This window comes from Flavobacterium channae (genome assembly GCF_021172165.1).
Taxonomy (GTDB): Bacteria; Bacteroidota; Bacteroidia; order Flavobacteriales; family Flavobacteriaceae; genus Flavobacterium; species Flavobacterium channae.
Map to the genome: position 1 here is coordinate 483,613 of NZ_CP089096.1, position 26,855 is coordinate 510,467.

Here is a 26,855-nt window from a genome sequence, read left to right on the forward strand (position 1 = left end):
GAATGACACGTTCATAGACATATTGAATTGACAGCACAAAATTACAGTGATGTAATTTTGAAAATAAGAGAGAGTAAGATTTTTCGAGTAAATTGAAAACAACCTAGCGACTTGAATCGAATAAAACAAGATAGAGTAATCTATCAAACAATATACGATGAAGAGTTTGATCCTGGCTCAGGATGAACGCTAGCGGCAGGCCTAACACATGCAAGTCGAGGGGTAGAACACTTCGGTGTTTGAGACCGGCGCACGGGTGCGTAACGCGTATGCAATCTACCTTGTACAGGGGAATAGCCCAGAGAAATTTGGATTAATGTCCCATAGTATTACGAAACGGCATCGTTTTGTAATTAAAGTTCCAACGGTACAAGATGAGCATGCGTCCCATTAGTTAGTTGGTAAGGTAACGGCTTACCAAGACGATGATGGGTAGGGGTCCTGAGAGGGAGATCCCCCACACTGGTACTGAGACACGGACCAGACTCCTACGGGAGGCAGCAGTGAGGAATATTGGTCAATGGTCGCAAGACTGAACCAGCCATGCCGCGTGCAGGAAGACGGTCCTATGGATTGTAAACTGCTTTTATACAGGAAGAAACCCTCCCACGTGTGGGAGCTTGACGGTACTGTAGGAATAAGGATCGGCTAACTCCGTGCCAGCAGCCGCGGTAATACGGAGGATCCAAGCGTTATCCGGAATCATTGGGTTTAAAGGGTCCGTAGGCGGTCTTATAAGTCAGTGGTGAAAGCCCATCGCTCAACGATGGAACTGCCATTGATACTGTAGGACTTGAATGCTTAGGAAGTAACTAGAATATGTAGTGTAGCGGTGAAATGCTTAGATATTACATGGAATACCAATTGCGAAGGCAGGTTACTACTAAGTGATTGACGCTGATGGACGAAAGCGTGGGGAGCGAACAGGATTAGATACCCTGGTAGTCCACGCCGTAAACGATGGATACTAGCTGTTCGGCGCAAGTTGAGTGGCTAAGCGAAAGTGATAAGTATCCCACCTGGGGAGTACGCACGCAAGTGTGAAACTCAAAGGAATTGACGGGGGCCCGCACAAGCGGTGGAGCATGTGGTTTAATTCGATGATACGCGAGGAACCTTACCAGGGCTTAAATGTAGATTGACAGGACTGGAAACAGTTTTTTCTTCGGACAATTTACAAGGTGCTGCATGGTTGTCGTCAGCTCGTGCCGTGAGGTGTCAGGTTAAGTCCTATAACGAGCGCAACCCCTGTCGTTAGTTGCCAGCGAGTCATGTCGGGAACTCTAACGAGACTGCCAGTGTAAACTGTGAGGAAGGTGGGGATGACGTCAAATCATCACGGCCCTTACGTCCTGGGCCACACACGTGCTACAATGGTAGGTACAGAGAGCAGCCACTGCGCGAGCAGGAGCGAATCTACAAAACCTATCTCAGTTCGGATCGGAGTCTGCAACTCGACTCCGTGAAGCTGGAATCGCTAGTAATCGGATATCAGCCATGATCCGGTGAATACGTTCCCGGGCCTTGTACACACCGCCCGTCAAGCCATGGAAGCTGGGGGTGCCTGAAGTCGGTGACCGCAAGGAGCTGCCTAGGGTAAAACTAGTAACTAGGGCTAAGTCGTAACAAGGTAGCCGTACCGGAAGGTGCGGCTGGAACACCTCCTTTCTAGAGAAGATTAGAGCCGCAAGGTTTTGGTTGAAAGGAAGATATTACTCTCGCTGTTAATTTAAAAAATAAGAATAAGCAAAGAAAACAGAGTCTCGTAGCTCAGCTGGTTAGAGTACTACACTGATAATGTAGGGGTCGGCAGTTCGAGTCTGCCCGGGACTACTTTTTTAAGCTTGTTTGAAGGAAATTTTAGAGGTTGAGTAACCGTTTGAAGTAGTGTTAACTTAGAACTGTTAACGAAAACACTAAAACAACGGGGGATTAGCTCAGCTGGCTAGAGCGCCTGCCTTGCACGCAGGAGGTCATCGGTTCGACTCCGATATTCTCCACAACGGCTATAGAGTCAAAGCTGATAATTTTTGTCAGTGGCGACGCGCCACAAGTTCATTGACATATTGAGATAAAATACATTTAAAAAGTAGAAAGTACAGTAGATGCGCGATTTATCGCGTATTTATAAAGAAAGCCCTGTTTTTATGAAAATAGAAATAGGCGGCACATAAGCAAAATAAGGGCGTATGGGGGATGCCTAGGCTCTCAGAGGCGATGAAGGACGTGATAAGCTGCGAAAAGCTACGGGGATTGGCACACACGAATTGATCCGTAGATATCCGAATGGGGCAACCCAATGCATTGAAGATGCATTACCCAGGTATGGGGGCAAACCCGCTGAACTGAAACATCTAAGTAGGCGGAGGAGAAGAAAACAAAAGTGATTCCGTAAGTAGTGGCGAGCGAACGCGGATTAGCCCAAACCAGAGTTGTTACGGCAATTTTGGGGTTGTAGGACCACGAGATTCTATGCGGATTGAACCGGAATAACCTGGAAAGGTTAACCAGAGAGGGTGATAGTCCTGTATGGGTAAGAGAAGATATAGATAGTGGTATCCTGAGTAGCGCGGGGCACGTGAAACCCTGTGTGAATTTGGCGGGACCATCCGCTAAGGCTAAATACTCCTGAGAGACCGATAGTGAACCAGTACCGTGAGGGAAAGGTGAAAAGAACCGTGAATAACGGAGTGAAATAGATCCTGAAACCATACGCTTACAAGCGGTCGGAGCCCTTTCGTGGGGTGACGGCGTGCCTTTTGCATAATGAGCCTACGAGTTACCGTTGCTGGCAAGGATAAGCACTTCAGGTGTGGATCCGTAGCGAAAGCGAGTCTGAATAGGGCGCTTTAGTCAGTAATGGTAGACGCGAAACCGTGTGATCTACCCATGGGCAGGATGAAGCTGTGGTAACACATAGTGGAGGTCCGAACCGGTTGACGTTGAAAAGTCTTCGGATGACCTGTGGGTAGGGGTGAAAGGCCAATCAAACTCGGAAATAGCTCGTACTCCCCGAAATGCATTTAGGTGCAGCGCTGGGTATAAGTTATATAGAGGTAGAGCTACTGATTGGATGCGGGGGCTTCACCGCCTACCAATTCCTGACAAACTCCGAATGCTATATAATGTTTACCAGCAGTGAGGGCATGGGTGCTAAGGTCCATGTCCGAGAGGGAAAGAACCCAGACCATCAGCTAAGGTCCCCAAATGTATGCTAAGTTGAAAAAACGAGGTTTGTCTGCCCAGACAGCTAGGATGTTGGCTTGGAAGCAGCCATTCATTTAAAGAGTGCGTAACAGCTCACTAGTCGAGCGGACGAGCATGGATAATAATCGGGCATAAGCATACTACCGAAGCTATGGATTTGTAGTAATACAAGTGGTAGGGGAGCATTCTAAACTGGGTCGAAGGTGTGATGTGAGTCATGCTGGACTGTTTAGAAAAGAAAATGTAGGCATAAGTAACGATAATGCGGGCGAGAAACCCGCACACCGAAAAACTAAGGTTTCCGCAGCTATGCTAATCAGCTGCGGGTTAGTCGGGTCCTAAGGCGAACCCGAAAGGGACAGTCGATGGCCAACGGGTTAATATTCCCGTACTACTTATAATTGTGATGGAGAGACGCAGTGGTGAAAGTACCGCGAACTGACGGAATAGTTCGTTAAAGCACTTAGCTATAGGCCCGGTAGGCAAATCCGCTGGGACTGGTGAAATGCGATAGTACTCAGAGTCTTCGGACAACGAGATAGTGTACCTAAAGGCTGCCAAGAAAATCTTCTAAACTTAGATTATAAGTACCCGTACCGTAAACCGACACAGGTAGTTGAGGAGAGAATCCTAAGGTGCTCGAGAGATTCATGGCTAAGGAATTAGGCAAAATAGACCTGTAACTTCGGGAGAAAGGTCGCCAGCGCAAGCTGGCCGCAGTGAAGAGGTCCAGGCGACTGTTTATCAAAAACACAGGGCTCTGCAAAATCGTAAGATGAAGTATAGGGCCTGACACCTGCCCGGTGCTGGAAGGTTAAGAGGAGATGTTATCTTCGGAGAAGCATTGAATTGAAGCCCCAGTAAACGGCGGCCGTAACTATAACGGTCCTAAGGTAGCGAAATTCCTTGTCGGGTAAGTTCCGACCTGCACGAATGGTGTAACGATCTGGACACTGTCTCAGCCATGAGCTCGGTGAAATTGTAGTATCGGTGAAGATGCCGATTACCCGCAGTGGGACGAAAAGACCCTGTGCACCTTTACTATAGCTTAGTATTGACCTTGGACACGTGATGTGTAGGATAGGTGGGAGACTATGAAGGGGCTTCGCTAGGAGTTCTGGAGTCATTGTTGAAATACCACCCTTTGCTTGTCTGAGGCCTAACCCCGCAGTGCGGGGGACATTGCTTGGTGGGTAGTTTGACTGGGGTGGTCGCCTCCAAAAGAGTAACGGAGGCTTCTAAAGGTTCCCTCAGCACGCTTGGTAACCGTGCGTAGAGTGCAATGGCATAAGGGAGCTTGACTGAGAGACATACAGGTCGATCAGGTACGAAAGTAGAGCATAGTGATCCGGTGGTTCCGCATGGAAGGGCCATCGCTCAAAGGATAAAAGGTACGCCGGGGATAACAGGCTGATCTCCCCCAAGAGCTCATATCGACGGGGGGGTTTGGCACCTCGATGTCGGCTCGTCACATCCTGGGGCTGGAGAAGGTCCCAAGGGTTGGGCTGTTCGCCCATTAAAGTGGCACGCGAGCTGGGTTCAGAACGTCGTGAGACAGTTCGGTCTCTATCTACTGTGGGCGTTAGAAATTTGAGTGGATCTGACTCTAGTACGAGAGGACCGAGTTGGACGAACCTCTAGTGTATCAGTTGTCTCGCCAGGGGCACTGCTGAGTAGCTACGTTCGGAAGGGATAAGCGCTGAAAGCATATAAGCGCGAAACCCACCACAAGATGAGATTTCTTTTAAGGGTCGTGGAAGATGACCACGTTGATAGGCTATAGGTGTAAAGGCAGTAATGTCATAGCCGAGTAGTACTAATAACCCGTAAGCTTATGTATAAGACTCCCCCTTCGGGGGGAGTGAAACTTTCTTTAAATTAATTTATCTCAGTATGTTAAGATATTGTTCAATGGATAATTAGTAATTAACTATTGAAAAATTGCTCAAAGCAATTTAACCTCTTAAGGTGGTTATTGCGTCGGGGCTCACCTCTTCCCTTTCCGAACAGAGAAGTTAAGCCCGACTGCGCAGATGGTACTGCAGTTATGTGGGAGAGTATGTCGCCGCCTTTCTTTTGAAAAGCCTGTCTAGTTTTAGACAGGCTTTTTTGTTTTTATATGGTTTTGGAAATAATACTTCGTGTAAAATGATATTTATAACTACGTATTTGAACTATTGTTGTAATTACAGTTAGTATTTATAGGACAAATATCACATTTTGGATTTGTTGGACGACAAATTTCACGTCCTAAAAAAGAGAGTGACATTCCTATTTCACTCCAAATTTCTTTAGGAAGCACCTGTATTAATTGTTTTTCTACTTTATTTCCGTCTTTTGACTCAGATATTAAGCCAATTCTGGGTGCTACTCTTATTACATGTAAATCTGCTATTATGCCTTCGGCAGGTAATTTCATTTCTCTCATAATAACATTAGCAGATTTTCTACCAATTCCTTTAAGAGCAACTAAATGTTCCATGATTGATGGAATATTTTTATCTTCTTTTAAATGTTGTGCAATTTTAATTATCCAATTTGCTTTTGTACTAAAATTTCTAACTTTTGAAATGTGTGGTATTAATGCTTCGGTATTAGAAACAGCCAAACTTTCTAAATTTGGATAAATAGCAAAAAGATTAGGTGCTATTTTATTAATATTTGCATCTGAATCTTGAGTAGATAAAATTACCATTATTAGTAATTGATAATGATTTTCGTAATTTAAAGGATGTTTTCTTCCTTTATACAAATTTAAAATCGGTAAGAGTTTTATATCCCATTCTTCGTTAAAAAGCATTTTTTATTTTAAAGATATAAAAAAAGAGCCTAACTTTTAGTTTAGGCTCTTTAGGTATTTGTTTTAGATATGATTATTTTACTAATCCTCTAGATATTACAATTCGTTGAATTTCAGATGTTCCTTCGTAAATTTGAGTAATTTTTGAATCACGCATCATTCTTTCAACATGGTATTCGCTTACGTAACCATTACCACCATGAATTTGTACAGCTTCGTTTGCTACTTCTAATGCAATTTCAGAAGCGTATAATTTTGCCATAGCTCCAGAGTGTGCGATATCTTCGCCTAAATCTTTTTCAGTTGCAGCTTTGTGAATTAATAATCTAGCACATGTAATTTTTACATGCATATCAGCTAATTTGAAAGCAATAGCTTGGTGATTAAAAATTGGTTTTCCAAAAGCAACACGCTCTTGAGAATATTTTAACGCTAATTCGTAAGCTCCTTGTGCAATACCTAACGCTTGAGATGCAATTCCAATTCTTCCTCCGTTTAAAGTTGACATTGCGAAAGCAAATCCAAATCCGTCAGCACCGATTCTATTTTCTTTTGGAACTTTTACATCGTTAAATAATAAAGTATGAGTGTCTGAACCACGGATTCCCATTTTTTTCTCTTTTGGACCTACTTCAAAACCTGGCATTCCTTTTTCCACGATAAGAACGTTGATTCCTTTGTGGCCTTTTGATGCGTCAGTTTGCGCAATTACTAAATATGTAGAAGCTGTTCCTCCATTAGTAATCCAGTTTTTTGTCCCGTTTACTAAATAATGATCACCCATATCGATTGCTGTTGTTCTTTGTGAAGTTGCATCCGAACCTGCTTCAGGCTCAGATAAACAGAAAGCTCCAATAACTTCACCTTTAGCAAGTGGAGTTAAGTATTTTACTTTTTGCTCTTCAGAACCATATTTTTCTAATCCTGCACAAACTAAAGAGTTGTTTACCGACATGATTACTGCAGCTGATGCATCAACTTTAGCAATCTCTTCCATAGCTAAAACATAAGAAACGCTATCTAAACCAGCTCCACCATATTTTGGATCAACCATCATTCCTAAGAACCCAAGTTCTCCCATCATTTTTACTTGCTCTGTTGGGAATTTTGAATGCTCATCTCGTTCTATAACTCCAGGTAATAATTCTGTTTGAGCAAAATCTCTAGCAGCTTGCTGAATCATTAAATGCTCTTCGGTTAATTTAAAATCCATATTATTTAGATGTAATGTTTGATAATTTTTTAATTTCAGGAACCAAATGTAAATATTTATTACCAAATTTTCAATAACAATTTGTAATTTTAACCCATGTTTAAAGAAAACTATAACGTTATAGGAGTTATGTCGGGCACATCGTTAGATGGAGTCGATTTAGCTTGCATAAAATTCAATTATTCAGGACATTGGGTATTCGAAATTGGACATTCCGAAACCGTTTCGTATTCTGATATGTGGCTAAATATTTTAAAAGAAGCAATTCATTATAATGAAAAGGAATTACAGGATTTGAATGTGGCTTATACAAAATTATTGGCCTCAGTAATTTCAGATTTTATTTCCAGAAATGACATTACAGAAATTGATGCAGTTTGTAGTCATGGTCATACCATTTTACATCAACCACAAAATGGTTTCACGCTTCAAATAGGAAATCTTCCAATCATTAAAGATTTGGTTAATCAAACTATTGTTTGTGATTTTAGAGTGCAAGATGTAATGTTTGGAGGTCAAGGGGCTCCTTTAGTGCCAATTGGAGATGAATTACTTTTTTCTGATTATGAATATTGTTTGAATTTAGGAGGGTTTTCAAATGTATCATTTAATGAAAAAGGCAATCGTATAGCATTTGATATTTCTCCCGTAAACACTGTTTTAAATTTTTATGCTAATCAATTAGGTTTTGATTACGATGACAAAGGAAATTTGGCAAAATTAGGAAACCTTAATGAAGATTTATTGCAAAAATTAAACAGTTTAGATTTCTATAAAGCGTCCTATCCAAAATCTTTAGGAATGGAGTTTGTTAATCAGGAAATCTTTCCAATTATGAATTCATTTTCAATAGATGTTAAAGATAAACTTAGAACTTTTGTAGAGCATGTCGCTTTTCAAATCGCTGAAATTTGTTCAAAATCTAATGCAAAGTTATTGATAACTGGTGGAGGAGCTTATAATCAATTTTTAATCGAAAGATTATGTAATTATTTACCTACAGCACAGATTGTTATTCCAGATGATAAGACAATTCAATTTAAAGAAGCTTTGATTTTTGGATTTTTAGGAGTTTTAAAATTACGAAATGAAATTAATGTACTGTCCTCAGTAACAGGTGCAAATAAAGATCATTCGTCAGGAGTAGTGTTTATGTAATTGTTATAAAAAACCAAAAAAAAACGTTTAGGTTTTAAGGCTTAAACAGAATATGTATATTTGTAAAACAGAAAATTTAACCAACACAATGAAAGATTTATTAAAAAAATTTGAGAATAAAGAACCAGAAATAGTATTTAATTGGAAAGACCCTGAAACAGATGCAGAAGGATGGACAGTAATCAATTCGTTAAGAGGTGGTGCTGCAGGTGGTGGAACTAGAATGCGTAAAGGATTAGATATGAATGAAGTACTTTCATTAGCAAAAACAATGGAAGTAAAGTTTTCAGTTTCTGGACCAGCAATTGGTGGAGCTAAGTCTGGTATTAATTTCGATCCAAATGACCCAAGAAAAAAAGGCGTTTTAGAAAGATGGTATAAAGCCGTTTCTCCATTATTAAAAAATTATTACGGAACAGGTGGTGACTTAAATGTTGATGAAATTCACGAAGTTATTCCAATGACAGAAGATTGTGGTGTTTGGCATCCGCAAGAAGGTGTTTTTAACGGACATTTTAAGCCAACTGAAGCAGATAAAATTAATAGAATTGGACAATTACGTCAAGGTGTAATTAAGGTAATTGAAAATCCAAACTTTTCTCCAGATGTAAATAGAAAATATACAGTTGCCGACATGATTACAGGTTATGGTGTGGCTGAAGCAGCGCGTCATTATTATGATATTTATGGTGGTAGTATCGTAGGTAAAAAAGCAATTGTTCAAGGATTTGGAAATGTAGGTTCAGCAGCTGCTTTTTATTTAGCTCAAATGGGTGCTAAAGTAGTTGGTATTATCGATAGAGATGGAGGTTTAATTAATGAAAATGGTTATTCGTTTGAAGAGATTAAAACTTTATTCTTGAATAAAGATGGTAATAAATTGGTGGCCGATAACATGATTCCTTTTGCTGAAATTAATGAGAAGATTTGGTCTATGGGTGCACAAGTATTTGCTCCATGTGCTGCTTCTAGATTGGTTACAAAAGAGCAAGTAGATAGTATGGTGGCTTCAGGTTTAGAAGTTATTTCAAGTGGTGCTAACGTTCCTTTTGCAGATAAAGAAATTTTCTTTGGTCCAATTATGGAAGAAACTGATAAAAAAGTTAGTTTAATTCCAGATTTTATCGCAAATTGTGGAATGGCAAGAGTATTTGCTTATTTCATGGAGAAAAAAGTACAAATGACAGATGAAGCTATTTTTTCAGATACTTCAAACACAATAAAAAATGCAATTCAAAAAGCCTACGAATTAAATTCTGATAAAAAGAATATTAGTGCTACTGCTTTTGAAATTGCTTTAAAACAACTTGTTTAATTATATATAAATGGAACTATTATTAGTGTCAGTTTTTGTTCTGGGTTATGTGGCCATAGCTATGGAACATACGTTTAAAATAGATAAACTAATTCCCGCATTAGCTATGATGGCTATTTTGTGGGCATTAATCGCTGTAAATCATTTGGATGTTTTTGAAATCATCCCAGGTGTAGGAAAAGAAAGTCATCATTTAGAAGGAGTTTTGCTTCATCATTTAGGTAAAACAGCAGAGATTCTATTTTTCTTAATGGGAGCAATGACAATTGTTGAAATCATTGATTATTTTGATGGATTTTCTACAATCAAATCTTTCATTAGAACAAAGAGTAAAATAAAATTACTATGGTTGTTTTCTACTTTAGCCTTTGTATTGTCTGCAATCATTGACAATTTAACAGCTACTATAGTTTTAATCACTATTTTACAAAAAATTATTAGTGATAAAGAAATAAGATTGTGGTTTGCAGGATTAATTGTAATTGCTGCAAATGCTGGTGGTGCTTGGTCTCCAATAGGTGATGTTACAACAACAATGCTTTGGATTGCAAATAAAGTATCTGCAAATCAATTAATAATTCATGTTTTATTACCATCTATTGTGTGTTATGCTTTACCAACATTAATTGCTTCTCGTCTTTCAATTTTTAAAGGAAAGATTGAAGAAATTCCAATGGATGATAAGCCAGAAAACACGAGTAGCGCATTAATGTTTTATTTAGGATTAGGTGGAATTCTTTTTGTTCCTATTTTTAAAACAATTACGCATTTACCTCCATATGTTGGTATGATGTTAGCATTGGCAGTTGTAGCTGCAGTTGCAGAATATTTAAGTAATAGAAAATTTAGAGTGGGACATGCAATGGGTGAGGATACGCATTCACATCAAAGTCCAGTTCATAAATCATTATCTAAAATTGAAATGCCTAGTTTACTATTCTTTTTAGGGATTTTAATGGCTGTTGCTGCTTTAGAATCATTAGGAATGTTATTTGATTTTGCAGGAGCTTTAGAAGCAAATGTTCCTTATTTAGGTACAGAACATGCGTCAACTAAAATTTCTGATTTAGTAGTACTTTTACTAGGTGCTGGTTCTGCAGTAATTGATAATGTACCTTTAGTTGCCGCAAGTATCGGAATGTTTCAAATTGGTATGGATGAGCCTGCTTGGCATTTTATTGCTTATGCAGCTGGAACAGGAGGAAGTATTTTAATCATTGGATCTGCTGCAGGTGTTGTAGCAATGGGAATGGAAAAAATCGACTTCTTCTGGTATTTGAAAAAAATTGGAGGATTAGCTTTAATTGGATTTTTAGCAGGTAGTGCAGTGTTTGTAATTTTAAGAGATTTTCTTCTTAATGCACATTAAAACAATAATTGAAATTTATATACGTTTTTAATACAAAATAGTAATTTATGAGTTTATTTCTTCAAGCCGATAGTTTGGCTGTAGCAAGTCAAGTAGCAACAGAAGCACAACCAACTGAAAAAACATTGTCTATTTGGAGTTTGTTAACCAGTGGAGGAATTGGAGGTCAAATGATAATGATAGTTTTATTTACACTATTATTTGCTGCCCTTTTTCTATATTTTGAGCGTTTAATGGCAATCAATAAAGCATCTAAAATTGATGCTAGTTTTATGAATAATATTAAAATGAATATTATGTCTGGAAAAATTGATGCTGCCAAAATGTTATGTGCTCAAACAAATTCTCCTGTTGCACGATTAATCGAGAAAGGAATTTCGAGAATCGGAAAACCGCTTGAAGATATAAACACTGCTATTGAAAACGCAGGTAATTTAGAATTGTATAAATTAGAGAAAAATACAAGTATGTTAGCTACTATCTCAGGAGCTGGTCCAATGGTTGGATTCTTAGGAACAGTACTTGGTATGATTCTTGCTTTCCATAAAATGGCAAGTGGTGGTGGTCAAATTGAAGTAGGCGCTTTAGCTGAAGGTATTTATACTGCTATGACAACTACAGTTGTTGGTTTAATTGTTGGTATTATTGCTTACGTTGGATACAATCACTTGGTTGTAAAAACAAATAAAGTAGTAAATCAAATGGAAGCTAATGCAGTAGACTTTTTAGATTTATTAAACGAGCCAGTATAATGAAGTTAGGTAAAACAAGAAATAAAGTTTCAACAGAATTTAATATGTCGTCTATGACCGACATTGTATTCTTGTTGTTAATCTTTTTCATGCTAACTTCTACAATGGTTACAACAAATGCTTTAGATTTGGTTTTGCCAAAAGCAAAAGGAAAAACAGATAGTAATAAAAGTACGTCTGTTAGTATTGATAAAGATTTGAATTTTTTCATTGATAAAGATAAAATCAATGAAGCAGATTTAGAAAGTCAATTAATGGCTTTAATGGCAAATTCCGAAAATAAAGCGATTGTTTTAAGAGCTGAAAAATCGGTTCCACATGAAAAAGTGGTAAAGGTTATGGAAATTGCTTATAGAAATCAGATTAAAATGGTTATTGCGGTTAATCCTAAATAGTGTAAAATGAATTTTCTAGAAACTCCAGAAGAAAAAAAATCTTTCACAATAACATCAGTTATTTTTGTGATACTTTTTCTATTGTTTGCAGTTCTAGGATTAACATATATGGATCCGCCACCTGAAAATGGTATTGCTGTTAATTTTGGAACAAGTGATACCGGAAGTGGTGAAATACAACCTACAGAACCTGTGCAAACATCTCCTGATCAAGCGCAGTCGCAACCAACTCCTGCAGAGGAAGATGATGTTTTAACGCAAGATGAAGAAGCACCAATAACTTTGCCTAAAAAAGAGAAAACAAAGCCAGTAACGAAACCTTCTGAAACAAAACCTGTTACTAAACCAGTTGAAACAAAACCAACAAAGCCAAATAACAGTGCTTTAAATAGTATTTTGAAAGGACCTAAACAAGATGGAACTTCTCAAAGTGGTCATGGTGATGATGATGAAGGAGGCGATAAAGGCAATCCTAACGGAAGTTTGTACGCGAATAGTTTCTATGGAAACGGTTCTGGTGATGGAATTGGAACAGGAAAAGGAACAGGTTGGGGATTAGCTGGAAGAAAATTATCTGGAAATAGTAAAAAGATTCAAGATTGTAATGAATCTGGAAAAGTAGTTGTTAAAATTTGGGTAAACCGTCAAGGAAATGTTATTAAGGCCGAGCGTTCTCAAGGTACTACAAATACGAATCCATGTTTAGTTAACCCTGCACTTGAAACTGCTAAAACTTTCAAATGGCAACCCGATGCCAATGCTCCAGAAACTCAAATTGGGTTTGTGGTTGTTAACTTTCAAGTGGGTGAGTAAATATGAAATCATTTTACTTCTTCATTTTGTTTTCTATAATGACTTTTGGGCAAAATTCTGATGGTGATGGTTATGGAAAAGGTGAGCCCGAAAAATCAACCTATGCTAATAGTTTTTATGGAAATAACAATGTTCAAACAAATCTTCATTTAAACGGTAGAATTACAGAGAAATCAGATTTTAATTTTACGGATTTAAAATGTGAAGAGATAGGTAAAGTTGTAATACAAGTTAAAGTAAATAAAGAAGGAAAAGTTATTACGGCTCAAGTATCACGTGGTACAACAAATAGTTCTTCTTGTTTGATTAAGGCAAGTATTGATAAAGCTAAGATGTTTAAGTGGAAAGAAGACAAAAATGCTCCTGATGTTCAAATTGGTTATGTTGTTTTTGTTTTTAGACAAGAAATCCCATAATTTTACCAACTAACCCCGATAGTAATGAAAATCCAATGCATTAGCATGGCTTGTAATGTATAGCGGGAATATGGACCACAAGAATGCCCAAACCATTCGTTTCAAATAATAAAAATGACTTATATAGAAACTACAACGTGGTTGTTTAACCAGTTACCTATGTTTCAAATGCAAGGTGCTTCTGCTTATAAGAAGGACTTAACAAATACATTGCTGTTAGTTGAACACCTTAATCATCCTGAAACTAAATTCAAATCGGTTCATATTGCGGGAACTAATGGAAAAGGTTCAACGTCTTCAATGATTGCTTCTATACTTCAAGAATCAGGATATAAAGTTGGATTGTATACTTCTCCTCATTTAAAAGATTTTCGTGAACGTATCCGAATTAATGGTGAAATGATTTCTGAAGATTATGTGGTCAATTTTGTAGCTCAAAACAAGTCTTTTTTTGAATCAAATCAACTTAGCTTTTTTGAGATGACTGTAGGTTTAGCCTTTGATTATTTTGCAACTGAAAAAGTAGATGTGGCTATTATTGAAGTTGGAATGGGAGGAAGACTGGATTCAACCAACGTTATAACACCATTAGTTTCTGTAATAACAAACATTGGATTTGATCACACACAATTTTTAGGAGATACATTAGATAAAATTGCTGGTGAAAAAGCTGGGATTATTAAACCAGATGTTCCTGTTGTTGTTGGAGAATTTACAGAAGAAACAAAACCAGTGTTTATTTCAAAATCAAAATCTGAAAACGCACCTATTTATTTCGCATCTGAAAATTCGGAAGTACTGTATGAGTGTGGTTTGTTAGGAGATTATCAGTTTCATAACAAGAAAACTGTTATACAAACGATTCAACTTCTTCAAACACATTTTAAAATAGAAGAACAACATATTAAACTTGGGTTTAAGCATGTTGTTGAGAATACGGGATTATTAGGTAGATGGCAAATATTAAATAAAGAGCCATTTGTGGTTTGCGATACTGCACATAATAGTCATGGTTTGAAAATTGTTTTAAATCAAATTCAAAAGCACCATTTTGATACATTGCATTTTGTTTTAGGTGTTGTAAATGATAAAGATTTGGAAAGTATTTTGCCTTTGTTTCCTAAAAATGCAAAATATTATTTTTGTAAGCCAAATGTTCCAAGAGGATTAGATGCTAAAGTTTTACAGGAAAAAGCAGCTGCTTTTGGATTAGTTGGTAATGCATTTAATTCTGTTTCAGAAGCTTATGAAACGGCAATGCAATCGGCTAAAAAATCGGATTTTATTTATATTGGAGGAAGTACTTTTGTGGTAGCAGAAATTGTTTAATTTTTTTTAAAAAAGACTTGCAGAAACAAATAATCCTTGTATATTTGCACTCGCAATACAGAAATAGTAAAGCACTTTATTGGGGCAATTAGCTCAGCTGGTTCAGAGCACCTCGTTTACACCGAGGGGGTCAGGGGTTCGAATCCCTTATTGCCCACAAAAATTAAATCCTACAGAAATGTAGGATTTTTTATTTTCAAAATATTTGATTTCAACTCTTTGTGATTTTTTTTATTAATGCGTTTTAGCTTTATTAGCCCAAAGCAAAAAAATTAACATGAGTTTTTTGGTTTATATACTTTCTAAAATTCTCTCTAAAGCCATTCCTCTTGAACCCTTAATAATAAGTAGACTATTCGTTGGTTTGTTTACTTCGATGAATTTTGAAAAAGAATTGAAATCTTCAAAGAAATGAAGATGGTTACTTTTGATTCGATTCGAGTAAAAATCTTTTCCTATAAAGTAAGTTGTTATGTTGCTATTGTTTTCTAATAATTCAACAATTTTTTTGTGTTCAGCTAAGCTTTCTTCTCCTAATTCAAACATATCACCTAATATAGCAATTTTGTTTTCTTTGTCTAATTGTTTAAAATTTTCAATAGCTGCTGCCATACTGCTTGGATTGGCATTGTAAGCATCAAGAATTATTTCATTAGTGTTTTTTTGAATTAATTGAGAACGATTATTTTCAGGGATATAATGTTCAATAGCTTCTTTAATTAATTCATCTGAAACTTCAAAAAACTTTCCAATAGTTATAGCGGCATTAATATTATTTGCATTATAAATTCCAATCAGATGTGAATGAATTGTAATTTCATTAAAAGTAATTTTTACCATTGGATTTGCTTCAATATTGGTAATTATTACATTGGAATCATTAGAGTTAAGTCCAAAGCTATATTGTTTAATGTCTTTTGTTTTTTCTTTTTGAATAGAATCGTCTAAATTGACAAACGCTAATTTGTTATTTGTTCTTAAATAATCATACATTTCGCTTTTACCTTTAATAACGCCTTCAACTCCTCCAAATCCTTCTAAGTGCGCTTTTCCAAAGTTGGTTATATAACCATAATCTGGTTGCGCAATTTGACATAAAAACTCAATTTCCTTTTGATGATTAGCTCCCATTTCTACGATTCCAATTTCAGTTTCTTTTGTGAAACGAAGTAGTGTAAGTGGTACTCCAATATGATTGTTTAAGTTACCTATTGTTGCTAGAGTTTTAAACTTTTTTAATAAGACCGCGTGAATCAGTTCCTTAGTTGTTGTTTTTCCATTACTACCAGTTAAGGCTATAATGGGTAAACCTAAGTGGTTTCTATGAAATTTAGCTAGTTCCTGTAGGGCTACTAATGAATTCTCTACCAATAAAGTCTTGTTTTCTATTTGAAATTCTGGATTATCAATAACCACATATTTGGCTCCTTTTTCAATTGCTTCTTTAGCGAAAGTATTTGCATCAAAGTTCTCGCCTTTAAGCGCGAAAAATAGACAGTCTTGATCTATTTTTCTTGTATCAGTTGAAACGCCTGAGCAATTTAAAAATAAAGAATGTAAAGTGTTAATAGTGGTCATGTTTGTGTTTTTGAAGAAACGAAGATAAAAAAAAGCCCTTTCAATCGAAAGGGCTTTTTTAAGTATTTTGTATGAAAATTATTTTTTAGGATTTCCTCTAGGAGTCTTTTTGTTTGACTTAGGACCTACTTTAGACATTGCACATCTAAATCCGATGTAGTCAGTAGCCATATCTTGAGGGAAGAATCTTCTAGAAGCTGGATCTAACCAGTAAGCTCTATCTCTCCATGAACCTCCTTTGTAAACTCTAACATTGTCATCAATTAATGTAGTTCTTTTGTTAGATTTATCAAATTTCTTGTTCATTTTACCTAAACTGTCAGCAGTAATAGAGTGTTTAGGAGCTTCGTACATTCTGAATTTCTCAGAACCACCTGCGCTTTCTCCTTCACCTTCTTCAGAATCATTGAATTTGTAGAAACGAGTAGATTGTCTATCACCATCTCTATAGTTTCTGTTGTCAGAAGTAGAGAATTGTGTTCTTAAATAAGTTTCGTTTTCATCAACTGGAACTTGAGCAATTTGACCAGGGAAATTTCTAGCCATAATTCTACCGTTACTTAAAGTATCATAAGTAATGTTATCAGAAGTTACTAATTCAACAACTCCATCTTCTCCAATTTTGTTTTTAGTATAAACGTTACCTCTGAAGTAGTTAAAGTCATTTGCTTCGTCATCAACCATTGGTCTGTAAACGTCTTGTACCCACTCAGCAACGTTACCTGCCATATCGTATAATCCAAAATCATTTGGAGCATAGCTTTTTACTTTATTAGTGATATCAGCACCATCATCAGACCATCCAGCAATTCCTCCGTAGTCTCCTTTTCCTTGTTTGAAGTTCGCTAATTGGTCACCTCTATATTGTCTTTTAGAAGAACGAGTATATTGACCACTCCAAGGGTATTTCTTTTGTCCTTTGTAAATGTTGTATTCTCTGTTTCCAACTAAAGCTGTTGCAGCATATTCCCATTCAGCTTCAGTAGGAAGTCTGTACTCTGGTAAAATTAAACCAGAACTTCTTTGAGCATAAACGTTTTTAGCAGTATCTGCAGCTTGTCTTCTACCTTTACCCATTTCTTTTTTCAATACAACTTCTTCATTACCACCAAAAGCTTTTGATGGAGTATTGATATAAGTTTCAGTACTGAATGAGTTCTCAGCAGTTACGTCAGAACCTAATTTAATTTTGTTGTCTTTTTTAAGGTAGCCTTCGCGCTCTAAGATATTTTCGTTAACACGGTCAGTTCTCCATTTGCTGAATTCAACAGCTTGAATCCAGTTAACACCTACTACAGGATAATCAGCGTAAGCTGGGTGTCTTAAGTAGTTGTTAGTCATCGTTTCGTTATATCCTAAACGATTTCTCCATACTAAAGTATCTGGAATAGCTCCATTATAAATATGTTTGTAATTTTCTTCTGTTGGAGGGAAAACTGTTTTTACCCAAAACAAGTATTCAGAATACATTTTGTTTGTAACTTCAGTTTCATCCATGAAGAAAGATTGTACGTGTTGTTGATTTGGAGAGTTATTCCAATCATGCATAACATCATCCTGTACTTTACCCATAGTAAAAGTACCACCTTCAATAGAAATCATTCCTGGAGGAGTTTCTTGCTGTTTAAACTTGTCGTTAAACTGAAATCCACCCTTTTTGTCATTGATTTTCCATCCAGTAGCAGTAGAACCACCTTTAGTGCTTCCTTTTTTGCTACACCCTGTAAAACCTAATGCCAGTGCTAATACTACTAACACTTTTAAAGCCATAATTTTCTTAATTTTCATACTTTAGTAGGTAATAATTTTAGTGTCGCAAGATAATAATAATGAATTAAAATGCAACATGTTTTTAAAATTTTGTAAAAAAAAAATAATTCTATGTTAAAATCCTTTCTCTTACAACGTTTTATGCTAAGTTTTATTATAAAAAATTAGAATAAAATGAATATTTTTTTTCTCTTTGTAATATATATATGTTATTCGCGTTTTATTGCTGATGAAAAAGATTATTTTAAACTTGTTATTATTTGGTTTTACGCTTGCTTTTGCACAGCAGTCAGATAATATTACTATTAATTGGAATTCAAATGTAAATTTTGATTTAAGTGAAACTTCAATCAAAGTTCCTCAGTTTGATATGCAATATTATAATATTGATGTTCCTTTAAAGAAAATACAATTTAGAAAGATAATTCAGGTTTCGGCTTCGTCTAATCCTAGTAGTTTAAGAATAACGAATGTTAATTATCAAACTATTTCTTTGTCTGAACTTTACGATTTAGATAAAACTTTAATTGCTACAACATTATCTCCTTTGGTAGAAATTGTTCAGGCAAGAAACGATATAAAAGGTGTTTTAACGCTGAATCCTATTATTAAAGAGGGAAATACTTTTAAGAAAGTGGTTTCTTTTACTTATTCATTAGATGGAAATTTAACAAATCGGTCTCAATTTCAAAATGTTACACAATCAATTTCTAATTCGGTTTTAGCTTCGGGTAGCTGGTATCGTTTTTATGTTGAAAAATCTGGGATTTATAAAATCTCAAAGACATTTTTGCAAAGTTTAGGTTTTAATGTAAATGTAGATCCGCGTAATATTAAAATTTATGGTAATGGAGGAAGAATGTTGCCTTTGAATAATTCACTTCCTTATTCTGAAGATTTAGAAGAAAATGCTGTTCAATTTATTGGTGAGGATGATGGGGTTTTTGATAACAGCGATTATATACTTTTTTATGCTGAAGGTGTTGATACCTGGAATGAAGAGAGTTTGACTAGTGTGAATTTATTTGCTGATAAATCGTATTATTATGTTACTTCTACAGGAGGTGCAGGTAAAAGGATTGCTAATGCGCAACAACCTACAAATGCATCGAGTATGGTTTTTACTCAATTTGATGATGTGCATTATTATGAAAAAGACTTAGTTAATGCTGGAAAAGTAGGGAGAAGATGGTTTGGTGAACAGTTCAATATTAATAATTTACAAACATTTGATTTTTCTTTTCCAAACATAGATACTTCTGTGCCAGTACAGGTAAAAGTAAATATGGCTTCAAAGTCTTTTGGGAATACATCATTTAATATTAAAGCTAATAATGTCGATTTAGGAACCGTTATTTTTCCTCAGTTAACAACTGGTAGTGGTATTGAAGGTTATGAATCAGCATTGAATAATGTTTTTAATGCAACAAGTCCAAATGTTTCGATTGCATTAACTTATAATAATGGTGGCGTTCCAAGTTCAAATGGGTATTTGGATTTTATTCGACTAAAAGTAAAGAGAAATTTAGTTGGTTATTCTAAACAGTTTTTGTTTTTTAATGACCAAGAGCAAACTAATATAGGAATAGGTGAATATGCTATTACAAATGCTTCCGGAATTTCTCAAGTTTGGGATGTTACCGATTTGTATAATGTAACAACTTATCAAAATACAACTGGTGCTAATTTTAATTTCAAAGTTGATTTAGGTTCGGCAAGAAAATATGTAGCTGTTGATTTAGCCGATGTTTATGCTCCTTTACGTGAGTCAAATGCTAACGTAGCTAATCAAAATATCAAAGGAACAATCTTTAAAGATGCGCAAGGAAATTTTCAAGATATCGATTATTTAATTTTTACTCCTGAATTTTTACTTGCACAAGCGGAACGTTTGGCGGAATTTCATAGAAACAATTCGGGTCTTAGAGTTCGAGTTATTACTTTAGAAAAGGTTTACCAAGAATTTTCATCTGGTAAACAAGATATTGCGGCTATCCGAAATTTGGTTAAATATGTTTATTGGAATGCTTCAAATCCTGGAATTACAAGTGTTAAATATGTGAATCTTTTTGGAGATGCGTCTTATGATTACAAAAGCAGACTTTTTAATAATACGAATATAGTTCCGGTTTTTCATGGATTCAATCCTTTGGCTTCTGAAGTAAATAATATTTCTAATTTTTCATTGTATTCTTCTTTTATGTCAGATGATTTCTATGGTCTTATGGATAATGGGGAAGGGCAAATGTTAGGTGGTTTTGATGGAATTGATGTTGCTGTTGGTAGAATGTTGGTTTCAAGCGTTTCTCAAGCAAAAGAAATGGTTGATAAAGTAATTGAGTACCATGATGAAAAATCATATGGTAGATGGCGAAATAATTATGTTATCTATTCGGATGATGCTGATAATACAACTGATGCAACATTACAATTTGGTTTGGATAATTTAGCAGATGTTTTAACAACTCAAAAACCATTTGTAAACGTTAAAAAAATCCATACCGATGCTTATTTACAACAAGTTGCTGCTGGAGGAGAACGTTACCCAGAGGCTAAAAATGACTTTTTAGATGCTTTGGAGCTTGGTGCTTTAGTTTTTAATTATTTTGGTCATGGAAATGAAGAATCGTTAGCAAGAGAAAGACTTTTTGAAAAATTAGATGCACAAAACTTAATCAATCGCTACAGATATCCATTATTTATTACAATAACATGTGAGTTTACACGTTTTGATGATCCAAACCGTTTTACGGGAGGTGAGTACATGTATTGGAATAAAAGTGGAGGAGCTATTGGGTTGATTGCTACTACAAGACAAATAGGTGTTACTACTGGTTTTGTAATGAATAATCTTTTTAGTGAAGATTTATATGCTTTTGGTTCTGATGATTATCCAACAATTGCTGAAGCGTTAAGATTAACAAAGTTAAGTACTGGTTCTGATAATAGACGCGTTGTATTTTGTATTGGTGATCCTGCTTTAAAATTAGCAATTCCAAGAAAACAAGTGGTGTTGACAAAAGTTAACGATGTGCCGGTTGGTCAGCCTTTGCCTGTTATGCAAGCATTGAGTTTGGTTAAAATTAATGGTGAAGTAAGAGATGAAAACAATGTTTTAATCTCGGGTTATAATGGAGATTTGGCGGTTCAGATTTTTGATAAAGATATTGATAGAACTACTTTGGCTAATAATGGGGTTGTTGCGCCAAGTCCAGGCGGAATGTCAATAATGGGTAATTTTTTTGCTGCTGGTCAGCTAATAAAAATGGATTTTGAAACTTTGGGCGAAACTATATTTAGAGGTAATGCTTCCGTAAATAATGGGCAATTTGAATTTAGTTTTGTAGTTCCGCAAGATATTAGAATTCCTGTCGGAAACGGTAAAATAAGTTTTTACGCTAAGCGAAATATTCCAAATCTTGATAATCAAACAGGATATGATAGAGCAATCCAAATTGGTGGTGTAAACGTAAATGCGGTTAGTGATGCAAATCCTCCAAGAGTAAGATTGCACATGAATGATGAAGGCTTTGTTTCGGGTGGAATTACCAATTGTTCTCCTATTTTGTTAGCTTTTCTAGAAGATGAAAACGGAATAAATACGGCAAGTGGTATTGGTCATGATATTGTTGCAATTTTAGATGGAGATGAGTCAAATCCGTATGTGTTGAATGAATATTATGAAACTGAAAACGATGATTATACAAAAGGTTTTGTGAGATTCCCATTTCGAGATTTAACGCCTGGAATGCATACGATTTTATTTAAAGCTTGGGATGTTTACAATAATTTGGTAACAGCTGAAATTCAGTTCAACGCTATTTGTTCAGACGATGGCTTAAGAATTGAAAAGGTTTTAAATTATCCAAATCCTTTTGTGAGTTATACTGAATTTTGGTTCAATCACAACATGCCTTTTGAGCCTTTAGATGTTCAAGTGCAAATTTTAACTATTTCAGGTAAATTGGTAAAAACAATCAATCAGCAAGTAGTAACTGATGGATTTTTATGTCGAGATATAAAATGGGATGGTCGAGACGATTTTGGTGACAAAATCGGAAAAGGGGTTTATGTTTATAAATTAAAAGTTCGCTCTACTACAAACGGGAATACCGTTGAAAAGTATGAGAAACTTGTAATACTGTAATAAAATACTATATTTGTCAAATTAATTTCTATGAATAAAATGAAAAAAATTGCTATATTATTAACCTTATTTATTGTAGGTCAATATGTTAAAGCGCAAGAAAATAGAGTAATAACTACTGGAGTTCCTTTCTTGTTAATTGCTGCTGATGCTCGTTCGGCTGGTATGGGAGATATGGGAGTAGCAACTTCTGCCGATGCTTTTTCGCAACAATACAATCCTGCTAAATTTGCTTTTTCACTTCAAAAACAAGGTTTTTCTGTAAGTTATACGCCTTATTTGTCTAGTATTGCAAACGATATTTCTTTAGGACAATTGTCATATTATAATAGAATTAACGAACGAAGCGCTTTTGCAGCATCGTTTCGTTATTTTGGTTTAGGAGATATTGAATTGAGACAAACTCCAGATCCTTATGAGGTTGTTCAAACGGTTAACCCAAATGAATTTGCTTTAGATGGTTCTTATTCGTTAAAATTAAGTGAACGATTTTCTATGGCTGTTGGCGGAAGATTTATTCGTTCTGCATTAAGAATTCCAGATGTAAATAATGATGTTAAAGCTGCCACAACTTTTGCAGTTGATATTGCAGGTTATTATCAATCTGAAGAAATGGCTTACACGGATTTTAATGGGAGATGGAGAGCTGGTTTTAACTTTCAAAATTTAGGTCCAAAAATTAGTTATGATAGTGATGATTTAAATGATAACTTTTTACCGGCTAATATGCGTTTAGGGGCTGGTTTTGATTTTATATTTGATGAGTATAATAAAATAGGAGTAATTGCTGAAGTTACTAAACTTTTAGTTCCGACACCCCCTAAAACAGTTTTTGAATTTGACTCGAATGGTGATGGAGATTTTGATGATCCTGGAGATATTACTCCTTCAGCTGCACAACAAGCTAATGATCAAGCACTTTCTGAATATAGAAAAACTAGTTGGACAAGTGGTATTTTTAAATCTTTTGGAGATGCGCCTGATGGTTTTTCGGAAGAATTAAAAGAGTTTACTTGGGCGTTAGGAGCAGAATATTGGTATCAAGATTCATTTGCGCTACGTTTAGGTTACTTTAATGAAAATGAATTAAAAGGAGCAAGAAAGTTTTTTACATTAGGAGCAGGTTTTAAATACAACGTAGTAAAAATCGATGTATCGTACTTGTTCTCTGCATCTAAAGTTAGAAACCCATTAGAAAACACATTACGTTTTTCTTTAACGTTTAACTTTGGTGATAATTACGATGAGTTATAATTAAAAAAATAAATTAATAAACAATCCAAATTCTTTTTTAGAATTTGGATTTTTTTTCCTTACATATGAAGCAAATTTCAATTAACACAACAATTTCGGTACTTTCTAAAGATGAATTATCTCAAGAGGAAGTTAGTTTAATGGATCAAGCAGTTGAAGCAAGAGCTAAGGCTTACGCTCCTTATTCAAAATTTACCGTTGGTGCAGCTTTATTATTAGATAATGGAGTAGTAATTCAAGGTTCTAATCAAGAAAATGCAGCTTATCCATCTGGTTTATGTGCGGAGCGTGTTGCAATTTATTATGCTGGTGCAACTTTCCCAGATGCTAAGATTGTAAAAATGTTTATAACGGCTTCTCCTCAAGATAGAGAATTAGATGAGCCAATTCCTCCATGTGGAAGTTGTAGACAAGCAATCGCTGAATATGAATTTAAGCAAGATTTAGATATTGCAATTTTCTTTATGGGAGCTAAAGGAAATATTTATAAATCAGATTCTTTGAAAAATATCTTGCCTTTGGTTTTTGACAAGAATCATCTATAACGATTTCGTAACTTTTTTTTTCGATTTTGTTATAAAAATTACAAAAATCATAGAATTTAATTTTTTCAATCAGGTTCTATGTAGTATTTTTGCTGTTCGTAAAATCGTAAAAATTAAATGAAAAATTTGCGATTAAATTGTATTATAAAAACAAACTAAAATGAAGCCAATTACAAGAGAAGTTTACCTAAAGTGGTATGAAGATATGCTATTTTGGAGAAAGTTTGAAGATAAACTTGCAGCAGTTTATATCCAACAAAAAGTTAGAGGTTTTTTACATTTATATAATGGACAAGAAGCTGTTTTGGCTGGAGCTTTACATGCGATGGACTTGTCTAAAGATAAAATGATTACTGCTTATCGTAATCACGTTCAGCCAATTGGTATGGGAGTTGATCCAAGAAAGGTAATGGCTGAATTATACGGAAAAGTAACAGGTACTTCTAAAGGTATGGGAGGTTCTATGCATATCTTTTCAAAAGAGCATGGTTTCTATGGTGGTCATGGTATCGTTGGAGCGCAAATCCCTGTAGGAGCAGGTATTGCTTTTGCAGATAAGTATTTTAATACTGGAGGTGTTACTTTAACTTATTTTGGAGATGGTGCTGCTCGTCAAGGGTCATTACACGAAGCCTTCAATATGGCTATGAATTGGAAATTACCAGTTGTATTTATCGTTGAAAATAACGGTTATGCAATGGGAACTTCTGTTGAAAGAACGGCTAATCATACAGATATTTGGAAATTAGGTTTAGGATACGAAATGCCATGTGGACCAGTTGATGGAATGAACCCTGTTAAAGTTGCTGAAGCTATGCATGAAGCAATGGAAAGAGCACGTCGTGGAGATGGACCAACTTTCCTTGAAATGAAAACATATCGTTACAGAGGACACTCAATGTCTGATGCACAATTATATAGAACGAAAGATGAAGTGGAAGAGTATAAAAAAATCGATCCAATTATTCAAGTTTTAGATGTTATTAAAGAAAACAATTATGCTACTGAAGCAGAAATTGAAGTAATCGATCAACGTGTTGCTGATTTAGTTGCAGAATGTGAAAAATTCGCTGAAGAATCTCCATTCCCTGAAGCACAACAGTTGTACGATGTAGTTTACGAACAAGAAAATTATCCATTTATCCCACATAAATTATAAGAACTATGGCACAAATTATAACTATGCCCCGTTTGAGTGATACAATGACTGAAGGTGTTGTTGCTTCTTGGTTAAAAAAAGTGGGTGATACTATTAAAACTGGCGATATTCTTGCTGAAATTGAAACTGATAAAGCTACCATGGAATTTGAATCTTTCTATGATGGTGTTTTATTACATATTGGAATTCAAGAAGGAGAATCTGCTCCTGTAGATTCATTATTAGCAATTATTGGTGCTGCTGGTGAAGATATTTCTGCATTATTAAGTGGAGGAGGTGCTCCTGCGGCAAAAGAAGAAGCTCCTGCTGCTTCTAATGTTGAGGCGACTCCTGTAGCAACTTCTGCTGAATTACCAGCGGGTGTTAAAGTAATTACAATGCCTCGCTTAAGTGATACTATGACAACAGGTACTGTTGCAACATGGTTGAAAAAAGTTGGTGATGCTGTTAAAGAAGGTGATATTTTAGCTGAAATCGAAACAGATAAAGCTACGATGGAGTTCGAATCTTTTAATCAAGGAACTTTATTATATATTGGAGTTCAAGAAGGTGATTCTGCTCCGGTTGATACAATTTTAGCAATTTTAGGTCCTGCTGGAACTGATGTTTCAGGAATTGCAGCTAACTATAAAGTTGGTGCTGTTGCTGAAGCTCCAAAAGCTGAAGAAAAAGCTGTTGCTCAAGTAGAGGCTTCAAGTGTTCAAGCTCCAGTTGCAAAAGCTAGTGGAAGAGTTTTTGCTTCGCCATTGGCTAAAAAAATTGCTCAAGAAAAAGGAATTAATTTATCTCAGGTTAAAGGTTCTGGTGAGAATGGAAGAATTGTAAAAAGTGATGTTGAGAACTTCTCTCCATCTGCTGTTGCAACTCCGTCTCAAGCAGTAGCTGAAGCAACAAGTACAGTTGCTGCTGTGAAACCATTTGTTCCTGCTGGTGAAGTGTTCCAAGAAGAAATTAAAAATTCGCAAATGCGTAAAACCATTGCGAGAAGATTATCAGAATCTAAATTTACAGCACCTCATTATTATTTAACTATCGAGTTAGATATGGATAATGCGATTGCTTCAAGAAATATGATTAATGGCTTGCCAGATACTAAAGTATCTTTCAATGATATGGTAATCAAAGCAAGTGCAATGGCATTGAAAAAACATCCTCAAGTAAATTCTCAATGGAGAGAAGATGCTATGGTAATTAATCACCATGTAAATATTGGTGTTGCTGTTGCCGTTGAAGATGGATTAATGGTTCCTGTATTGAAATTTACAGACCAAATGAGTTTGTCTCAAATTGGTGCTAATGTAAAAGACTTAGCAGGTAAAGCTAAATCGAAAAAAATTCAGCCAGCTGAAATGGAAGGAAGTACATTTACAATTTCTAATTTAGGAATGTTCGGAATTCAATCATTCACATCGATTATTAATCAGCCTAATTCTGCTATTTTATCTGTTGGTGCTATTATTGAAAAACCAGTGGTTAAAAATGGACAAATTGTAGTAGGTAATACAATGACTGTTACTTTGGCTTGTGACCACAGAACAGTTGATGGTGCAACTGGAGCTCAATTCTTACAAACGTTCAAAGCGTTTATGGAAAATCCAGTTACAATGTTAGCGTAATGCGTATTAAAATTATTAT

At 35.6% G+C, this 26,855-nt stretch carries 17 protein-coding genes, 3 tRNA genes and 3 rRNA genes; 19 read left to right on the forward strand and 4 right to left on the reverse strand.

The window, feature by feature from the left end; translation table 11 throughout:
* Positions 1-154 precede the first annotated feature (154 nt).
* From LOS89_RS01965 to rrf, 5 genes are all read left to right on the forward strand, one after another.
* Positions 155-1,668, forward strand: a 16S ribosomal RNA gene (locus tag LOS89_RS01965).
* A gap of 91 nt (positions 1,669-1,759) precedes the next feature.
* Positions 1,760-1,833: transfer RNA gene (locus LOS89_RS01970), tRNA-Ile, on the forward strand.
* A gap of 93 nt (positions 1,834-1,926) precedes the next feature.
* Positions 1,927-2,000 (forward strand) — tRNA-Ala (locus LOS89_RS01975).
* Positions 2,001-2,168: 168 nt separating this feature from the next.
* Positions 2,169-5,047 (forward strand): 23S ribosomal RNA (locus LOS89_RS01980).
* A gap of 124 nt (positions 5,048-5,171) precedes the next feature.
* Positions 5,172-5,281: ribosomal RNA gene (rrf, locus tag LOS89_RS01985) — 5S ribosomal RNA — on the forward strand.
* Together the 16S, 23S and 5S rRNA genes with 2 tRNA genes alongside form the textbook arrangement of a ribosomal RNA operon.
* Positions 5,282-5,368: 87 nt before the next feature.
* On the opposite strand, the gene LOS89_RS01990 is transcribed toward rrf, so the two are convergent.
* Positions 5,369-6,007, reverse strand: a complete 639-nt coding sequence (locus LOS89_RS01990) for an endonuclease III domain-containing protein (protein ID WP_231836053.1) — start codon at positions 6,005-6,007, stop codon at positions 5,369-5,371.
* Positions 6,008-6,080: 73 nt separating this feature from the next.
* Entirely contained in the window at positions 6,081-7,220 is a 1,140-nt protein-coding gene (locus LOS89_RS01995) for an acyl-CoA dehydrogenase (protein ID WP_231836054.1), read from the reverse strand.
* Positions 7,221-7,316: 96 nt separating this feature from the next.
* Between LOS89_RS01995 and LOS89_RS02000 the strand changes: the two genes are divergently transcribed.
* The 9 genes from LOS89_RS02000 to LOS89_RS02040 all read left to right on the forward strand — a co-directional run bounded on the left by LOS89_RS02000 (position 7,317) and on the right by LOS89_RS02040 (position 14,924).
* A complete protein-coding gene (locus tag LOS89_RS02000; RefSeq protein ID WP_231836055.1) occupies positions 7,317-8,378 on the forward strand; it encodes an anhydro-N-acetylmuramic acid kinase in 1,062 nt (353 codons plus the stop codon).
* 88 nt (positions 8,379-8,466) lie between these two features.
* A complete protein-coding gene (locus tag LOS89_RS02005) occupies positions 8,467-9,693 on the forward strand; it encodes a Glu/Leu/Phe/Val dehydrogenase dimerization domain-containing protein (RefSeq protein WP_231836056.1) in 1,227 nt (408 codons plus the stop codon).
* 10 nt (positions 9,694-9,703) lie between these two features.
* Entirely contained in the window at positions 9,704-11,062 is a 1,359-nt protein-coding gene (nhaD, locus tag LOS89_RS02010) for a sodium:proton antiporter NhaD (protein WP_231836057.1), read from the forward strand.
* A 47-nt stretch (positions 11,063-11,109) separates the two neighbouring features.
* The gene (locus tag LOS89_RS02015; protein WP_231836058.1) at positions 11,110-11,814 is read left to right on the forward strand and encodes a MotA/TolQ/ExbB proton channel family protein; all 705 of its coding nucleotides are present in this window, start codon (positions 11,110-11,112) and stop codon (positions 11,812-11,814) included.
* A complete protein-coding gene (locus tag LOS89_RS02020) occupies positions 11,814-12,209 on the forward strand; it encodes an ExbD/TolR family protein (protein WP_231836059.1) in 396 nt (131 codons plus the stop codon). The genes LOS89_RS02015 and LOS89_RS02020 overlap by 1 nt, the downstream gene beginning before the upstream one ends.
* Before the next feature lie 6 nt (positions 12,210-12,215).
* A complete protein-coding gene (locus LOS89_RS02025; protein WP_231836060.1) occupies positions 12,216-13,022 on the forward strand; it encodes an energy transducer TonB in 807 nt (268 codons plus the stop codon).
* Positions 13,023-13,024: 2 nt separating this feature from the next.
* Positions 13,025-13,438 carry an energy transducer TonB gene (locus tag LOS89_RS02030; protein ID WP_231836061.1) on the forward strand — a complete coding sequence of 138 codons (414 nt, stop codon included), beginning with the start codon at positions 13,025-13,027 and terminating at the stop codon, positions 13,436-13,438.
* A 114-nt stretch (positions 13,439-13,552) separates the two neighbouring features.
* Positions 13,553-14,767, forward strand: coding sequence for a bifunctional folylpolyglutamate synthase/dihydrofolate synthase (locus tag LOS89_RS02035; protein WP_231836062.1), 1,215 nt, complete (start codon positions 13,553-13,555; stop codon positions 14,765-14,767).
* A gap of 82 nt (positions 14,768-14,849) precedes the next feature.
* Positions 14,850-14,924: transfer RNA gene (locus LOS89_RS02040), tRNA-Val, on the forward strand.
* Between the two features lie 134 nt (positions 14,925-15,058).
* Here LOS89_RS02040 and LOS89_RS02045 read toward each other — a convergent pair.
* On the reverse strand, positions 15,059-16,345 hold the full coding sequence (locus tag LOS89_RS02045) for a UDP-N-acetylmuramoyl-tripeptide--D-alanyl-D-alanine ligase (RefSeq protein WP_231836063.1): 1,287 nt from the start codon (positions 16,343-16,345) through the stop codon (positions 15,059-15,061).
* 78 nt (positions 16,346-16,423) lie between these two features.
* Positions 16,424-18,133: a gliding motility lipoprotein GldJ gene (gldJ, locus tag LOS89_RS02050; protein ID WP_231836064.1), complete on the reverse strand. Its 1,710-nt coding sequence runs from the start codon at positions 18,131-18,133 to the stop codon at positions 16,424-16,426.
* Between the two features lie 211 nt (positions 18,134-18,344).
* Here gldJ and porU point away from each other — a divergent pair, with 211 nt between their 5' ends.
* The 5 genes from porU (at position 18,345) to LOS89_RS02075 (ending at position 26,836) form a co-directional block, all read left to right on the forward strand.
* Positions 18,345-22,262, forward strand: coding sequence for a type IX secretion system sortase PorU (gene porU, locus LOS89_RS02055; RefSeq protein WP_231836065.1), 3,918 nt, complete (start codon positions 18,345-18,347; stop codon positions 22,260-22,262).
* Positions 22,263-22,301: 39 nt separating this feature from the next.
* The gene (porV, locus tag LOS89_RS02060; protein WP_231836066.1) at positions 22,302-23,516 is read left to right on the forward strand and encodes a type IX secretion system outer membrane channel protein PorV; all 1,215 of its coding nucleotides are present in this window, start codon (positions 22,302-22,304) and stop codon (positions 23,514-23,516) included.
* 65 nt (positions 23,517-23,581) lie between these two features.
* Positions 23,582-24,061 (forward strand): cytidine deaminase, encoded by a 480-nt coding sequence (cdd, locus tag LOS89_RS02065; RefSeq protein ID WP_231836067.1) that lies wholly within the window; start codon positions 23,582-23,584, stop codon positions 24,059-24,061.
* A gap of 160 nt (positions 24,062-24,221) precedes the next feature.
* Positions 24,222-25,220, forward strand: a complete 999-nt coding sequence (gene pdhA, locus LOS89_RS02070; protein ID WP_231836068.1) for a pyruvate dehydrogenase (acetyl-transferring) E1 component subunit alpha — start codon at positions 24,222-24,224, stop codon at positions 25,218-25,220.
* A 5-nt stretch (positions 25,221-25,225) separates the two neighbouring features.
* The gene (locus LOS89_RS02075) at positions 25,226-26,836 is read left to right on the forward strand and encodes a pyruvate dehydrogenase complex dihydrolipoamide acetyltransferase (RefSeq protein ID WP_231836069.1); all 1,611 of its coding nucleotides are present in this window, start codon (positions 25,226-25,228) and stop codon (positions 26,834-26,836) included.
* Positions 26,837-26,855 lie beyond the last annotated feature (19 nt).

What these genes read in the sequence shown, in the direction of transcription:
- LOS89_RS02045 (WP_231836063.1), bottom strand. Translation starts at nt 16,345, where the DNA reads ATGACCACTATTAACACTTTACATTCTTTATTTTTAAATTGCTCAGGC.
- nhaD (WP_231836057.1), top strand. Translation starts at nt 9,704, where the DNA reads ATGGAACTATTATTAGTGTCAGTTTTTGTTCTGGGTTATGTGGCCATA.
- LOS89_RS01990 (WP_231836053.1), bottom strand. Translation starts at nt 6,007, where the DNA reads ATGCTTTTTAACGAAGAATGGGATATAAAACTCTTACCGATTTTAAAT.
- LOS89_RS02000 (WP_231836055.1), top strand. Translation starts at nt 7,317, where the DNA reads ATGTTTAAAGAAAACTATAACGTTATAGGAGTTATGTCGGGCACATCG.
- LOS89_RS02030 (WP_231836061.1), top strand. Translation starts at nt 13,025, where the DNA reads ATGAAATCATTTTACTTCTTCATTTTGTTTTCTATAATGACTTTTGGG.
- gldJ (WP_231836064.1), bottom strand. Translation starts at nt 18,133, where the DNA reads ATGAAAATTAAGAAAATTATGGCTTTAAAAGTGTTAGTAGTATTAGCA.
- porU (WP_231836065.1), top strand. Translation starts at nt 18,345, where the DNA reads ATGAAAAAGATTATTTTAAACTTGTTATTATTTGGTTTTACGCTTGCT.
- LOS89_RS02005 (WP_231836056.1), top strand. Translation starts at nt 8,467, where the DNA reads ATGAAAGATTTATTAAAAAAATTTGAGAATAAAGAACCAGAAATAGTA.
- cdd (WP_231836067.1), top strand. Translation starts at nt 23,582, where the DNA reads ATGAAGCAAATTTCAATTAACACAACAATTTCGGTACTTTCTAAAGAT.
- LOS89_RS01995 (WP_231836054.1), bottom strand. Translation starts at nt 7,220, where the DNA reads ATGGATTTTAAATTAACCGAAGAGCATTTAATGATTCAGCAAGCTGCT.
- porV (WP_231836066.1), top strand. Translation starts at nt 22,302, where the DNA reads ATGAAAAAAATTGCTATATTATTAACCTTATTTATTGTAGGTCAATAT.
- LOS89_RS02035 (WP_231836062.1), top strand. Translation starts at nt 13,553, where the DNA reads ATGACTTATATAGAAACTACAACGTGGTTGTTTAACCAGTTACCTATG.
- LOS89_RS02025 (WP_231836060.1), top strand. Translation starts at nt 12,216, where the DNA reads ATGAATTTTCTAGAAACTCCAGAAGAAAAAAAATCTTTCACAATAACA.
- LOS89_RS02075 (WP_231836069.1), top strand. Translation starts at nt 25,226, where the DNA reads ATGGCACAAATTATAACTATGCCCCGTTTGAGTGATACAATGACTGAA.
- pdhA (WP_231836068.1), top strand. Translation starts at nt 24,222, where the DNA reads ATGAAGCCAATTACAAGAGAAGTTTACCTAAAGTGGTATGAAGATATG.
- LOS89_RS02020 (WP_231836059.1), top strand. Translation starts at nt 11,814, where the DNA reads ATGAAGTTAGGTAAAACAAGAAATAAAGTTTCAACAGAATTTAATATG.
- LOS89_RS02015 (WP_231836058.1), top strand. Translation starts at nt 11,110, where the DNA reads ATGAGTTTATTTCTTCAAGCCGATAGTTTGGCTGTAGCAAGTCAAGTA.